Raw genomic sequence first — 12,722 nt, 5'->3', positions numbered from 1 at the left:
CGCGTCCGGCGCCGGCCCTATGATCGCGCCGATGGACAGCATCACGCAGGAACAGGCGGTGGCGGCCGAGCCGCTCGCGCAGGGCGAGCGGTCGCGGTTCTTCACGGCGTCGGGCTTCGACGGGCTGGAATGCCTGGAGGCGACGTTCCGCACCCATCGCTATGCCCTGCACATGCACGAGACTTACGCCATCGGCGGCATCTTCGCCGGCTGCGAGACCTTTTTGGCCCGCGGCGAGCAGCGCTATGGCGGCCCCGGCGACCTCGCTTTGGTCAACCCGGAGGACGCGCATGACGGCGAGCCCTATGGCGGCGGCTACCGCTACCGCATGACCTATCCCTCGGTCGCGCTGATGCGGCGCCTGGCGTCGGACATCGCCGGCCGGCCGGTGGCCGAGACCCCGTTCTTTCCCCAGCCGGCGGTGCACGACCCGGACCTCGTGGCCCTGTTCGCCGAGGCCTTCGCCGCCCAGGCCCGGGGCGACGCCCTGGCGATGGAGGAGCTGCTGCTGCGCGCCTATGGCAGCTGCCTGATCCGCCACGCCGCGTTCCGTCCGGCCGAGCCGGCGTCGGATTCGGGCCGGATCGCCCGGGTGACCGAGCTGATGCGCGACCGCTATGCCGAGGAGCTGTCGCTCGACGATTTCGCCGCCGAGGCCGGGCTGTCGCGCCACCATCTGATCCGGGCCTTCCGGCGCGAGCTGCGGATGACGCCGCACGCCTATCTGCTGAACCTGCGCGTCCAGGCCGCCCGCCGCCGGCTGCGGGCGGGCGAGGCGCCGGCCGAGGTCGCGGCCGCCACCGGCTTCTGCGACCAGGCCCATCTGACCCACGCCTTCAAGGCGCGGCTCGGCGTCGCCCCCGGCGCCTACCGGGCCGGGTTCCACCTCTGACCCCATTGGCTGCCGCATGACCCGAGACCTCCGGCGCGATGCCCTGGACGGCATCCGCGACATCCTCCCGCCCGCCATCGCCGCGATCCCGATCGGCCTGCTCTGCGGCGCGCTCGGCGCCGCCAAGGGCCTGTCGCCGGCCGAGATGGCGCTGATGTGCGCCCTGGTCTTCGCCGGCGGCGCCCAGTTCGCCGCGATCGATCTGTGGTCCTATCCGGTGCCGGTGGCGACGCTGGTGATCTCGACCCTGCTGATCAACTCCCGCCACATCCTGATGAGCCTGTCGCTGGCCCGCCGCACCGGCCACTTCACCTGGGGCCAGCGTCTGCTCGGCTATGCCGTACTGGCCGACGAGAACTGGGCGATGGCGGAGCGGCGGGCCACGGTGCGCGAGCTGACGCCGGCCTATTTCCTGGGGATGGGCGCCTTCTTCTACCTGAACTGGCTGGTCTGGGGGACGCTCGGCGCCGTGATCGGCGCGGCGATCGGCGACCCGTCCCGGATCGGCGCCGACTTCGCCTTCACCGCCCTGTTCATCGGTCTGGTCGTCGGCTTCTGGCGCGGCCATCGCAGCACGGTCACCATTGCCGCCAGCCTGGTCACCGCCGCCCTGGTCTATCACCTGGCCGGCCCGCCCTGGCATGTCGCGGCCGGCGCCTTGGCCGGCATCGCCGCCGCCTGGCTGGCCGCCGAGCCGGAGGAGGTGCCGGCATGAGCGTCGATCTCACCACCTTGGCCGCTATCCTGGGCATGGCGGTCGTCACCTACCTGACCCGGATCTCCGGCCTGTTCCTGGCCGGGCGGCTGCGGCTGCAGGGTCGGCTGAAGGCGGCCTTCGACGCGGCGCCGCCGGCGGTGCTGACCGCGGTGATCGCGCCGATGGTGCTGGCCACCGGCTGGCCTGAGACCGCAGCGGCTTTGGTCACCGCCATTGCCGCCACGCGCCTGCCGCTGCTCGCCACCATCCTGGTGGGCGTGGCTGCGGTGGTGGCTCTGCGCGCCATCGGCTGACGGCCCTCCATTCCTTCCTAAACTGGGGCGCCGCGCCGACTTGCGCGGCGTTGGCTCTGTCTGAACGGTTTGTCCGACATTCACCATTGCCTCACTAACATGTCAGATGTTATGTCTGACATGAGGTCGCGGATTTGGTGCCCGGAATAGGCATTGCATCCCGGCGAGGCGAAGCGTGAACGGCCATGGCGCGAGGGAGGACAGTTTGGTTCAGGCGGCGACGACCCCGGACGCCCTCATCCCGTCCCTGACGGATGCGCTCGGCGCCGCTTCTGTCCTCGCCGGCCCCGACATTCCGGCCCGCAACGAATCCGACTGGAGCACCCTCGGCCCCCTGCGGCCGCTGGCGGTGGTCCGCCCCGCCGACACCGCCGGCGTGGCCGCGGCGATGCGGATCTGCGCCGAGCACGGCGTCCCGGTGGTACCCCAGGGCGGGTTGACCGGGCTGTGCGGCGGCGCTCGGCCGGTGGCGGGCTCGGTCGCCTTGTCGCTGGAGCGCATGGTCGGGGTCGAGGAGATCGACACCGCCTCGGCCACCATGACGGTGCGGGCCGGCACGCCGCTGCAGGCGGTGCAGCAGGCGGCCGACGATGCCGGTTTCTTCATCCCGCTCGACCTCGGCGCCCGCGGCTCCTGCGCCATCGGCGGCAACCTGTCGACCAATGCCGGCGGCAACCGGGTGATCCGCTACGGCATGGCGCGCGAGATGGTGCTGGGGATCGAGGTGGTGCTGCCGGGCGGCGAGGTCGTCACCAGCCTCAACAAGATGCTGAAGAACAATGCCGGCTACGACCTGAAGCACCTGTTCATCGGCAGCGAGGGCACGCTCGGCGTGATCACCCGGGCGGTGCTGCGCCTGTTCCCGAAGCCGGGCTGCACCATGGCCGCCTTGTGCGGCCTGTCCAGCTACGAGCACACGGTGCGGCTGCTGAACGCCGCTCGGCGCGGCCTGGGGCCGCTGCTCTCGGCCTTCGAGGTGATGTGGCCGGATTATTGGGACGTGGTCACGCAGCGGGTGCCGGGCATCCGCAGCCCGATCTCCGGCGGCCATGCCGGCTACGTCCTGGTCGAGGCGCAGGGCACCGACGAGGCGGTGGACGGCCCGCGCTTCCAGGCCTGGCTCGAGCGCCAGGCCGAGGACGGCGTCATCGCCGATGCAGCGGTGGCGCAGTCGCTGGCCGACATCCGCGCCTTCTGGGGCGTGCGCGACGCGGCCGCCGAGTTCAAGCAGGTGCTGGGGCCGCACGAGTCCTTCGATATCGGCTTGCCGGTGGCAAGCATGGACGCCTATGTCCAGGCCTGCCGCGCCGCGCTGGAGCAGCGCCTGCCCGGCATCGTGGCGCTGTTCTATGGCCATATCGGCGACGGCAACCTGCACATCGTCGCCGGCGTCCCCGGCGCCGAGCCGCAGCCGAAGCAGGAGATCGTCGAGACCGTCTACGCCATGGTCCGCGAGTTCGACGGTACGGTCTCGGCCGAGCACGGCATCGGCCTGACCAAGAAGCCGTTCCTGCCCTATGTGCGCAGCGAGGCGGAGCTGGCGCTGATGCGCCGGCTGAAGGACTCGCTGGACCCGCGCGGGCTGCTCAACCCCGGCAAGGTCCTGTAGCTCCGTCGCCCGGACCGGCCCGGGCGCAGACGACAAACAGCCGAGAGGGAGCCAAGATGACGACGACACCACCAGCGGCCTCGCCGGGGACGCATGGCGAGGCCGTGCTGGATCGTGCGATCCGGCGGGCGACGTGGCGGCTCGTGCCGTTCCTGATCCTGATGTACATGATGGCCTATCTGGACCGGGCCAATATCGGCTTCGCCAAGCAGGCCTACCAGGCCACGACCGGCATCAGCGACGCGGTCTTCGCCTTCGCCGCCGGCATCTTCTTCCTGACCTATGCCGCCTTCGAGGTGCCCAGCAACTTGGTGCTGCACCGGATCGGGGCGCGGGTCTGGATGGCCCGGATCATGGTGACCTGGGGGCTGATCGCGGCGGCCATGGCCTTCGCCCATGGCGAGACCTCCTTCCTGGTGATCCGGCTGCTGCTCGGTGCGGCCGAGGCCGGCTTCTTCCCCGGCGCGATCCTGTTCATGACCTACTGGTTCCCGGCCAAGGCGCGCGGCCGGGTGATGGGGTTGTTCTATTTCGGCTCGCCGCTGGCGCTGATGCTCGGCGGCCCGGCCTCCGGCGTGCTGCTCGACCTCGACGGGCTGTTCGGCCTACATGGCTGGCAACTGATGTTCCTGATCGAGGGGGTGCTGGCCTCGCTGGTCGGCATCTGGGCCTATTTCTATCTCACCGACCGCCCGTCCGAGGCGCGCTGGATGCCGGCCGAGGAGCGCGAGGCGCTGAGCCGGGCGATCGCGGCGGAGGAGCGGGAGAAGCAGGCGGCCGGCCGGGTCGGGTTCCGCGCCGTGCTGACCGACCCGCGGCTGCTGCATTTCGCAACGATCTATTTCCTGATCCAGATCAGCGGCTACGGCGTCGCCTTCTACCTGCCGACCCAGGTCAGCGCCCTGCTGGACGTGAAGGTCGGGCTGCTGGTCGGACTGGTCTCGGCGATTCCCTGGGCCTGCGCCATCCTGGCCGCGACGTTCTGGCCCGGGCTGGCGGTGCGCACCGGCTACCGGCGCAGCTTCGCCTTCGTCTCGCTGCTGGGTATCGCGGCCGGCCTGATCATCTCGGCCAATGCGCCGCCGGCGATCGCGATCGCAGCCCTGTGCCTGACGACGATGGGCATCATCACCTCGCAGCCGATCTTCTGGACCTTCCCGACCGGCTATTTCGGCGGGGCGGCCGCCGCGGGCGGGATCGCCGCGATCAACGCCATCGGCAATCTCGGCGGCTTCTTCGCCCCGAACGTCAAGACCGCGGTGGAGGAGGGCTTCCAGTCCTCCGCGGCCGGCCTCTACGTGCTGGCGGCGGCCGGCCTGTTGGCTGCGCTGCTGGTGACGCTGCTCCGCCCCGGCCCGCGCGCCGACGTCAAGCTGCGCGAGGCGACGGTCAGGGTCTGATCCAGGCGTTCAAAGCCGTCATCGCGAGACCCGAAGGGGCGCGGCGATCCAGCGGCACCGACCTCTGGATCACCACGTCGGCTTCGCCTCCTCGCGATGACGCCGGCTTCAAAGACAAACTAAGCCTGCTGGTCGTTGGCGTTCGCCGGGCCGAGCCATGGGTCGACGATACTGACCCCGAGGTCTCGAAAATCCTTGGTGTTGCGCGTAGCCAAGGTAGCGCCATGAACCATCGCAGTCGCCGCCATCAGGGAATCCAGCGGCGCGAGCGTCCGGCCTCCGGCCCCAGCGAAGGCGCGAAGACGTCCGGCCTCCTCCGCGACGGTCATGTCGACAACGAGGGTGCGATCCTCGAACCGCTTCTTTGTCGCGTCGATGAAGGCGAGCAGCTTCGATTTTCGAGTGGCGTCAGCGACCCGCTCGAGCCCGTACGCCAGTTCATGGAACAGGATCGTACTCATCCAGAGATCCGCCTCGCGTTCCAGAAACGCGACGACCTGCGGCGACGGAACCGGCCTCGCCAGTTCCGACGCGACATTGGTGTCGAGGATGTATTTCGTCACCGCTGAGGCTCAGTCCGCATCGAACGGGTCGGCCCGGGACTCAGTTCGGGGCGGCAATTCGATCTCGATCCCGCTGGGCGCATGCTCGACTAGCCAGCGACCGAGGTGCTGGTCCTGAGCCTGTGTCAGCGCCTTGAATGTCTTCGCAGAGATCACGACACAGGGATCCTGCGTTCCGATCACCTGCGGTTCGCCGGCCTTGGCGCGCCGCAGGATCTCGGACAGTTGGGCCTTGGCATCCTGGACAGTCCACACAGCAATCTCCACCGCGATATGGACCAGTCTAGACTAGATCGACTTCCTGATCCAGCCAGAGCGCCTACCCCCGGTTCATCCGATTATCGACCAGGTCGGTCACCACCGCCGGGTCGGCCAAAGTCGAGGTGTCGCCCAGGGCCTCGTGCTCATTGGCGGCGATCTTGCGCAGGATGCGGCGCATGATCTTGCCGGAGCGGGTCTTCGGCAGGCCCGGCGCCCACTGGATCAGGTCCGGCGTGGCGATCGGGCCGATCTGCTTGCGCACCCACTGCGACAGCTCTTTGCGCAATTCCTCGGTCGGTGCCTCGCCGGCGATCAGGGTGACATAGGCGTAGATGCCCTGGCCCTTGATGTCGTGCGGATAGCCGACCACCGCGGCCTCGGCCACCTTCGGATGGGCCACCAGCGCGCTCTCGACCTCGGCGGTGCCCATGCGGTGGCCGGAGACGTTGAGCACATCGTCGACCCGCCCGGTGATCCAGTAATAGCCGTCCTCGTCCCGGCGGCAGCCGTCGCCGGTGAAGTACAGCCCCTTGAAGGTCGAGAAATAGGTCTGGACGAAGCGGTCATGGTCGCCGAACACCGTGCGCATCTGGCCGGGCCAGCTGTCGGCGATGCACAGGTTGCCCTCGGCCGCGCCCTCCAGCAGCTTGCCGTCGCCGTCGACGATCAGCGGCTTGACCCCGAAGAAGGGCAGGGTGGCGGAGCCGGGCTTCTGGGCGATGGCGCCGGGCAGCGGCGTGATGAGAATCCCGCCGGTCTCGGTCTGCCACCAGGTGTCGACGATCGGGCAGCGACCGTCGCCGACCACGCGGTGGTACCACAGCCAGGCCTCGGGGTTGATCGGCTCGCCGACCGAGCCGAGCAGCCGCAGCGAGGCGCGGCTGGTCTTCTGCACCGGGCCTTCGCCGTCGCGCATCAGGGCGCGGATCGCGGTCGGGGCGGTGTAGAAGATGTTGACCTTGTGCTTGTCCACCACCTGCCAGAAGCGCGAGGTGTCCGGATAGTTCGGCACGCCCTCGAACATCAGCGTGGTGGCGCCGTTCGCCAGCGGCCCGTACAGGATGTAGCTGTGCCCGGTCACCCAGCCGACATCGGCGGTGCACCAGTAGATGTCCCCGTCATGGTAGTCGAAGACGTATTGATGGGTCATCGCGGCATAGACCAGGTAGCCGCCGGTGGTGTGCAGCACCCCCTTCGGCTTGCCGGTCGAGCCGGAGGTGTAGAGGATGAACAGCGGGTCCTCGGCGCCCATCTCCTCCGGTGGGCAGTCGGCCGAGACCTTGGCGGCGGCCTCGTGCAGCCAGATGTCGCGGCCCTCGGTCCAGCCGGTCTTGCCGCCGGTGCGGCGGACGACGACGACGGTGTCGACCTCCGGGCAGCTTTTCAGCGCCTCGTCGGCATTTGCCTTCAGCGCCACGGCGCGGCCGCCGCGCAGCCCTTCATCGGCGGTGATCAGCACGGTCGAGCGGCAGTCGAGGATGCGGTCCTTCAGGCTGTCGGGCGAGAAGCCGCCGAACACCACGGAATGGACCGCGCCGATGCGGGCGCAGGCCAGGAGGGCATAGGCCGCCTCCGGGATCATCGGTAGGTAGATGGTGACCCGGTCGCCCTTCTTGACGCCGCGTGATTTCAGCACATTGGCCAGGCGGCTGACCTGCTCGTGCAGCTCGCGATAGGTGATGTGGCGGCTGTCCTTCGGGTCGTCGCCCTCCCAGATGATCGCGGTCTGGTCGGCGCGCTTGGCCAGGTGCCGGTCGATGCAGTTGGCGGCGGCATTCAGCGTGCCGTCCTCGAACCAGCGGATATGGACGTCGCCGGTGTAGCTGGTGTTCTTGACCCTGGTGAACGGCCGGATCCAGTCGACCCGCTTGCCGTGCTCGGCCCAGAAGCCGTCCGGATCATTGACCGAACGTTCGTACAATTCCTTGTACTGGGCGGCATCCACCCAGGCGCGCTTGGCCCAGTCGTCGGACACGGGAAAAAGGCTGATGTCGCTGCTCATGGGGTCTCCCCGATCGAACTTTTCTCGCCGCGCCGGCCGGGTGGGCGCGCCCCGGCCGAACGATCCCGCATTCATAGCAAGAGGACCCGGCCGATGGCCACGGCTTGATCGCCCGGCTTCGTCCGGCGGCCGCACGGGGCGCGACGCATCGCTGCTGCGACGACACGCGGCCTCGCCTTCTTATCGCCGCTTTGGCATGCAGGGTGGACGTCTCTCCTCATCAATCTCGGTGCCGTCCGGCCGACCATGACCTTTCGCGCCCTGCTCCCCCGCCTGCTGTTGCTGTTCGCCCTGGTCTGCGCCGCCCTGCCGGCCGCGGCCCAGACCAATCCTGATTTCGACAAGCAGAATGCGGGGTGGCAGAGCACGGTCCGGCAGCTCTACGTCAAGCTGTCGGCGCAGAACCTGTCGGATGACGACTACAACGGCCTGCGCACCCAGCTGGCCGCCGTGGTCGACCAGGCCCAGGCCGCGGCGGATGCCGCGAACGACGCCCTCGGCAAGATCAAGCAGGTCAGCGACGCGCTGGGCCCGCCGCCGGCCGAAGGCGCGCCGCCGGAGACGGCCGATGTGACGCAGCAGCGGCAGCAGCTGGCGGAGGCCCTCTCCAAGTACAACGGCCAGGTGCGGCAGGCCGAGGCGGTCAAGACCCAGGCCCAGCTGCTGCAGCAGACCGCCGATGCCGCGCGCGTCGACCAGTTCCGGCGCGACTTGCTGACGGTGTCGCCGGCCACCTTCGACCCGAGGACCTGGGTGCCGATCCCCGACCAGGCCGGCTATCTGGCGACGCGGCTGCTGCTGCCGTTCCAGGATCAGCTCGGCCCCGGCTGGGACGGGGTGGGCGAGATCGCACGCCGCATCCTGTTCGCCGCCGTCGTCCTCGGCATCGGCTGGCTGGCCCGGCGCTGGCTGCTGCGGCGGTTCGGCCGGCATCCGGCCGAAGGCGTGCCGTCGCTGCGGCGCCGGGTGGCCGCGGCGCTGGTGCACACCGTCGCCCATGGCGTGCTGCCGGCGATGATGACGCTGGCTGTGGCGGTGATCTGCGCCGGCTGGCTCGGCGACCGTCCCGCCAGCTATGTCGCCATGATCGCCCTCGGGGTCCTGGCCTGGGGCATCGTCGGCTATTTCGTCGCCTCGGCCGCGATCTCGGCCGCGCTGACGCCCGACGACCCGGCCTGGCGGCTGATCGACCTGACGGATGCCTCGGCCCGCACGCTCTGCCGCAGGCTGCGGGCGGCGGCGGTGGTCTGGGCCGTCGCCGGGGTGACGCTGGCGGTGGCCGACGGCCGCATCCTGATGCAGGGCGAGCTTCGATCCCTGCTGATCGCGGCGGCGCTGGCTGCGGGTGCGCTGGCTCTGCTTTCTCTGCTGCCGGGGTCGCTGTGGGGCTATCGCGCCGATCTCGAGGCCTTGCCGGAGGGGGAGCCGACCGACGACCAGCGAGCCGCTGCCAGGCCGTCCGGGCGCTGGCCGCGCGTTCGCCTGCTGGCCGCCCTCCTGACCGTGGCCGTGCTGGTCGCCGGGATGATCGGCTATCAGAAGCTGGCGCTCTACATCACCTATCTGCTCGTGGCCGTGATCGGCATCGGCGCCGCCGTCCTGATCCTGCGCAGCGTGGTGCACGAGGCCATCGGCCGGTTCCTGACCCAGCCGGTCGGGCGGATGGCCAGGATCCGCCATTCGCTGTTCCCGAACGATCGCGGCCTGTGGGTGTTCGAGACCGGCGCTGCCCTGTGCACCGACATCGTCCTCGGCCTGACCGCGCTGGTGGCTCTGGCGCCGGTGCTCGGCCTCAGCGGCACCGACCTCGCCGCGATCGGCACGGCGGTGCTGGAGGGGGCGACGGTCGGCGGCGTCCGCATCGCGCCCCTGAACATCCTCGGCGCCGTCGCCGCCTTTACCCTGGGGATCCTCGCCACCCGCTTCCTGCAGCGCCGGCTCGATGCCCGCTTCATCGAGAAGCTGCAGATCGATCGCGGCCTGAAGAACTCGATCCGCACCGGCATCGGCTATCTCGGCGGGCTGATCGTCGCGATCTTCGCCATCGGCCTGCTCGGGCTCGACCTGTCGAACCTGGCCCTGATCGCCTCCGCCCTGTCGGTCGGCATCGGCTTCGGCCTGCAGAACATCGTCCAGAACTTCGTCGCCGGCCTGATCCTGCTGGTCGAGCGGCCGGTGAAGGTGGGCGACTGGGTGGTGGTCGGCGGGGCCGAGGGCGTGGTCCGCCGGATCAGCGTCCGCGCCACCGAGATCCAGACCTTCCAGCGCTCCTCGGTGATCGTGCCGAACGGCAACCTGATCTCGTCCCAGGTCGTCAACTGGACCCACAAGGACAGGAACGGCCGGATCGACATCCCGGTCTCGATCGCCGCCTCGGCCGATGTCGAGACCGCGCGTGACACGCTGCTGGCGCTGGCCAAGGAGGACAAGCGCGTCAGCGCCTTCCCGGCGCCGGTGGTGGCGTTCAAGAGCTTCAGCACCGGGACCCTCGACCTCGAGCTGCGCTGCCATATCTCCGATGTCGACAACTTCGCCGGCGTCGGCACCGATCTGCGCTTCGCCATCTGGAAGGCGTTCCGCGAGGCCGGCCTGGCCTTCCAGCCGATCGCGGCCGACATCTCGCTGCCCCAGGCGGTGCAGGTGCTGGCGACCGTGCTGCGGGAGCGCAACGGCGCAGCCCATGGCGATGCCGCGGAGGAGGCGCGGGAGCCGTCGCATGCTGCATGACCTCGGCCGTGTCGTCGGCGCCATCGCCCGCGACCGGCTGGACGAGGCATCGGTGTACCGGCGCGAGCGGCTCTACGCCCGGCCGCGAGCGCCGGCCGGCCCGCCGGGCGTGCTGGAATGCCCGATCTGCGGCACCCGGGCGCGCCGCTTCCTGCGCTTCGGCCTGGAGGGGCGGCGCAACGCCATGTGCCCGGGCTGCGGCAGCGTCGAGCGGCACCGCTTCCTCTGGCTCTACCTGACCGCCCGGACCGGCCTGCTGACCGGCCGGCATCGGGTGCTGCATGCGGCGCCCGAGCCGTGGCTGGAGGCGCGGCTGCGCGGTCTGCCGAATCTGCGCTACCGCTCGGTCGACCGGTTCAGCCCCTTCGCCGATATCCAGGCCGACCTGACGGCGCTGCCCTTCGCCGACGGCGCTTTCGACGTGGTGATCGCCAACCATGTGCTGGAGCACATCCCCGACGACGGCGCGGCGATCGCCGAGCTGGCGCGGGTGTTGCGCCCCGGCGGCCGCGCCGTCCTGATGGTGCCGTTCGATCCGAAGGGGCCGACGCAGGAGGGGGCGGGCATCGCCGACCCGGCCGAGCGGATGCGCCGCTTCGGCCACCCCTATCATTACCGCATCAACGGCCGCGACTTCCCCGCCCGGCTGGCCTCGGCCGGGCTGGCGCCGATCGCGGTCGACAGCCGGGCCCTGCTCGGGCCGCATCTCCGCCGCCGCTTCCGGGTGAACCGCAACCACCTGTTCGATTGCCGCCGGCAATAGGCGTAGACGTCAGGGCTGCGGCATCGCAGTTCCTATACCAACGGCCCGAAATCTTGACCCGTCATGGCGAGCCCCGAAGGGGCGTGGCCATCCAGTGGCGCCGCCCTCTGGATGGCCACGGCGCTGCGCGCCTCGCCATGACGAAAGGGTGGAGAGCCGATCTCACGACCGTTGGAGTCGGTTGAGATGCATTTGATTAAAAATTAATTCATCATTGCCGCTCATCCAAACCTTTAAACTTGGCGAGACATCACGATGAATCCGCGATGAACTCTTTGATTTCAGGTTGATCGACCGTCAAAGCCTCCGTATTGATGCGGAAGGGGGCGGGACGAAACCCTGCACAGAGATGTTGGGAGCGGACGCCTGGCCCGAACTCTGACCAGGATGGCGGCACATGAAGATTTCGACTGTGTGTGCGGCGGGAACCGTTGCCGTGCTTCTGGCCACGCCCGTCATGGCCCAGCAGGCGACGGGGATCTATCTCGGCGCCGGCGCCGGCGTGAACATCCGGCAGGACCAGCGCTGGACCTTCACCGACCCGCGCACCGACGGCCATGCCGATGTCGCCTTCGACACGGCGCCGGCCGGCAACCTCTATATCGGCTATGATTTCGGGGCGATCCGGGCGGATATCGAAGGCAGCATCCGCCAGAACGACGTCGGCGATGTCGGGGTCAGCTGGGATTCGTTCCGGCTCAACCGGTTCATCACGGTTCCGGCGGGGAACGACGTCAAGGTCAACGTCAAGGGCCATGAGCGGACCATCGGCCTGATGGCCAATGTCTATTACGACTTCGAGTTCGGCTCGCCCTTCGTGCCCTATATCGGCGGCGGCCTCGGCGTCGGCTTCAACAACTGGAAGGTGAAGATTCCGGACGCCGACATCAACTTCGACTATGATTCGCCGCTCTTCGCCTATCAGGGCATCGCCGGCGTGTCCTATTACATCACGCCGAACTTGGCCGCGAACCTGGAGTACCGGTATTTCGGCGAGACCGACGCCGAATTCACCACGGGCAGCACCAAGATCAAGCTCGACGCCCCGGCGAACCACACCATCCTGGCCGGCATCAAATACGTCTTCGGGGTCGGCGCCGCCCCGGCCGGGCCGGCGCCGGAGACCCCGGTCGACGCCGGCCAGCGCAGCTATCTGGTGTTCTTCGATTTCGACAGCTCGCGCCTGACGCCGGAGGCGCGGTCGATCGTCGCCTCCGCCGCCACCGACGCGCTGCGCGGCCAGTCGACCCGGATTGACGTCACCGGCCACACCGACCGGTCCGGCACCGACGCCTACAACCAGGCCCTGTCGGTGCGCCGGGGCGAGGCGGTGCGCCGCGAGCTGGTCACGGACGGCGTCGCCGACAGCCTGATCGTGGTCCGCGGCGTCGGCGAAGCCGACCCGCTGGTCCCGACCGCCGACGGCGTGCGCGAGCCGCAGAACCGCCGGGTCGAGATCGTGATGAACTGACGATGGGCGGCATGGGCCGGGGG

At 69.5% G+C, this 12,722-nt stretch carries 11 protein-coding genes; 8 read left to right on the top strand and 3 right to left on the bottom strand.

From position 1 onward, the window contains the following. The first annotated feature begins 31 nt into the window (after positions 1-31). The 5 genes from FFK22_RS14315 to FFK22_RS14295 all read left to right on the top strand — a co-directional run bounded on the left by FFK22_RS14315 (position 32) and on the right by FFK22_RS14295 (position 4,912). Positions 32-892 (top strand): AraC family transcriptional regulator, encoded by an 861-nt coding sequence (locus tag FFK22_RS14315; protein WP_186002463.1) that lies wholly within the window; start codon positions 32-34, stop codon positions 890-892. A gap of 16 nt (positions 893-908) precedes the next feature. After that, positions 909-1,607, top strand: a complete 699-nt coding sequence (locus FFK22_RS14310) for an AzlC family ABC transporter permease (protein ID WP_138889463.1) — start codon at positions 909-911, stop codon at positions 1,605-1,607. Next, positions 1,604-1,903 (top strand): AzlD family protein, encoded by a 300-nt coding sequence (locus tag FFK22_RS14305; RefSeq protein ID WP_138889464.1) that lies wholly within the window; start codon positions 1,604-1,606, stop codon positions 1,901-1,903. The genes FFK22_RS14310 and FFK22_RS14305 overlap by 4 nt, the downstream gene beginning before the upstream one ends. A 205-nt stretch (positions 1,904-2,108) precedes the next feature. After that, the gene (locus FFK22_RS14300; protein ID WP_138889465.1) at positions 2,109-3,512 is read left to right on the top strand and encodes an FAD-binding oxidoreductase; all 1,404 of its coding nucleotides are present in this window, start codon (positions 2,109-2,111) and stop codon (positions 3,510-3,512) included. Positions 3,513-3,568: 56 nt separating this feature from the next. Next, positions 3,569-4,912: an MFS transporter gene (locus tag FFK22_RS14295; RefSeq protein WP_138889466.1), complete on the top strand. Its 1,344-nt coding sequence runs from the start codon at positions 3,569-3,571 to the stop codon at positions 4,910-4,912. A gap of 119 nt (positions 4,913-5,031) precedes the next feature. On the opposite strand, the gene FFK22_RS14290 is transcribed toward FFK22_RS14295, so the two are convergent. The 3 genes from FFK22_RS14290 to acs form a co-directional block, all read right to left on the bottom strand. Beyond that, positions 5,032-5,475 (bottom strand): type II toxin-antitoxin system VapC family toxin, encoded by a 444-nt coding sequence (locus FFK22_RS14290; protein ID WP_138889467.1) that lies wholly within the window; start codon positions 5,473-5,475, stop codon positions 5,032-5,034. A 9-nt stretch (positions 5,476-5,484) separates the two neighbouring features. Next, on the bottom strand, positions 5,485-5,730 hold the full coding sequence (locus FFK22_RS14285; RefSeq protein ID WP_186002462.1) for a type II toxin-antitoxin system prevent-host-death family antitoxin: 246 nt from the start codon (positions 5,728-5,730) through the stop codon (positions 5,485-5,487). Positions 5,731-5,794: 64 nt separating this feature from the next. Further along, positions 5,795-7,738 carry an acetate--CoA ligase gene (acs, locus tag FFK22_RS14280; protein WP_138889469.1) on the bottom strand — a complete coding sequence of 648 codons (1,944 nt, stop codon included), beginning with the start codon at positions 7,736-7,738 and terminating at the stop codon, positions 5,795-5,797. Between the two features lie 246 nt (positions 7,739-7,984). Between acs and FFK22_RS14275 the strand changes: the two genes are divergently transcribed. The 3 genes from FFK22_RS14275 (at position 7,985) to FFK22_RS14265 (ending at position 12,699) form a co-directional block, all read left to right on the top strand. After that, entirely contained in the window at positions 7,985-10,465 is a 2,481-nt protein-coding gene (locus FFK22_RS14275) for a mechanosensitive ion channel domain-containing protein (RefSeq protein WP_138889470.1), read from the top strand. Next, positions 10,455-11,228 (top strand): class I SAM-dependent methyltransferase, encoded by a 774-nt coding sequence (locus tag FFK22_RS14270; protein WP_138889471.1) that lies wholly within the window; start codon positions 10,455-10,457, stop codon positions 11,226-11,228. Before FFK22_RS14275 ends, FFK22_RS14270 begins: the two co-directional genes overlap by 11 nt. 397 nt (positions 11,229-11,625) lie before the next feature. Beyond that, positions 11,626-12,699: an OmpA family protein gene (locus FFK22_RS14265; protein WP_138892447.1), complete on the top strand. Its 1,074-nt coding sequence runs from the start codon at positions 11,626-11,628 to the stop codon at positions 12,697-12,699. Positions 12,700-12,722: the final 23 nt, after the last annotated feature.

It is taken from the genome of Mycobacterium sp. KBS0706 (assembly GCF_005938675.2).
Taxonomy (GTDB): Bacteria; Pseudomonadota; Alphaproteobacteria; order DSM-16000; family Inquilinaceae; genus Inquilinus.
This window is presented reverse-complemented; position numbering and strand designations above follow the sequence as displayed.

What these genes read in the sequence shown, in the direction of transcription:
- acs (WP_138889469.1), bottom strand. Translation starts at nt 7,738, where the DNA reads ATGAGCAGCGACATCAGCCTTTTTCCCGTGTCCGACGACTGGGCCAAG.
- FFK22_RS14270 (WP_138889471.1), top strand. Translation starts at nt 10,455, where the DNA reads ATGCTGCATGACCTCGGCCGTGTCGTCGGCGCCATCGCCCGCGACCGG.
- FFK22_RS14275 (WP_138889470.1), top strand. Translation starts at nt 7,985, where the DNA reads ATGACCTTTCGCGCCCTGCTCCCCCGCCTGCTGTTGCTGTTCGCCCTG.
- FFK22_RS14295 (WP_138889466.1), top strand. Translation starts at nt 3,569, where the DNA reads ATGACGACGACACCACCAGCGGCCTCGCCGGGGACGCATGGCGAGGCC.
- FFK22_RS14315 (WP_186002463.1), top strand. Translation starts at nt 32, where the DNA reads ATGGACAGCATCACGCAGGAACAGGCGGTGGCGGCCGAGCCGCTCGCG.
- FFK22_RS14310 (WP_138889463.1), top strand. Translation starts at nt 909, where the DNA reads ATGACCCGAGACCTCCGGCGCGATGCCCTGGACGGCATCCGCGACATC.
- FFK22_RS14265 (WP_138892447.1), top strand. Translation starts at nt 11,626, where the DNA reads ATGAAGATTTCGACTGTGTGTGCGGCGGGAACCGTTGCCGTGCTTCTG.
- FFK22_RS14305 (WP_138889464.1), top strand. Translation starts at nt 1,604, where the DNA reads ATGAGCGTCGATCTCACCACCTTGGCCGCTATCCTGGGCATGGCGGTC.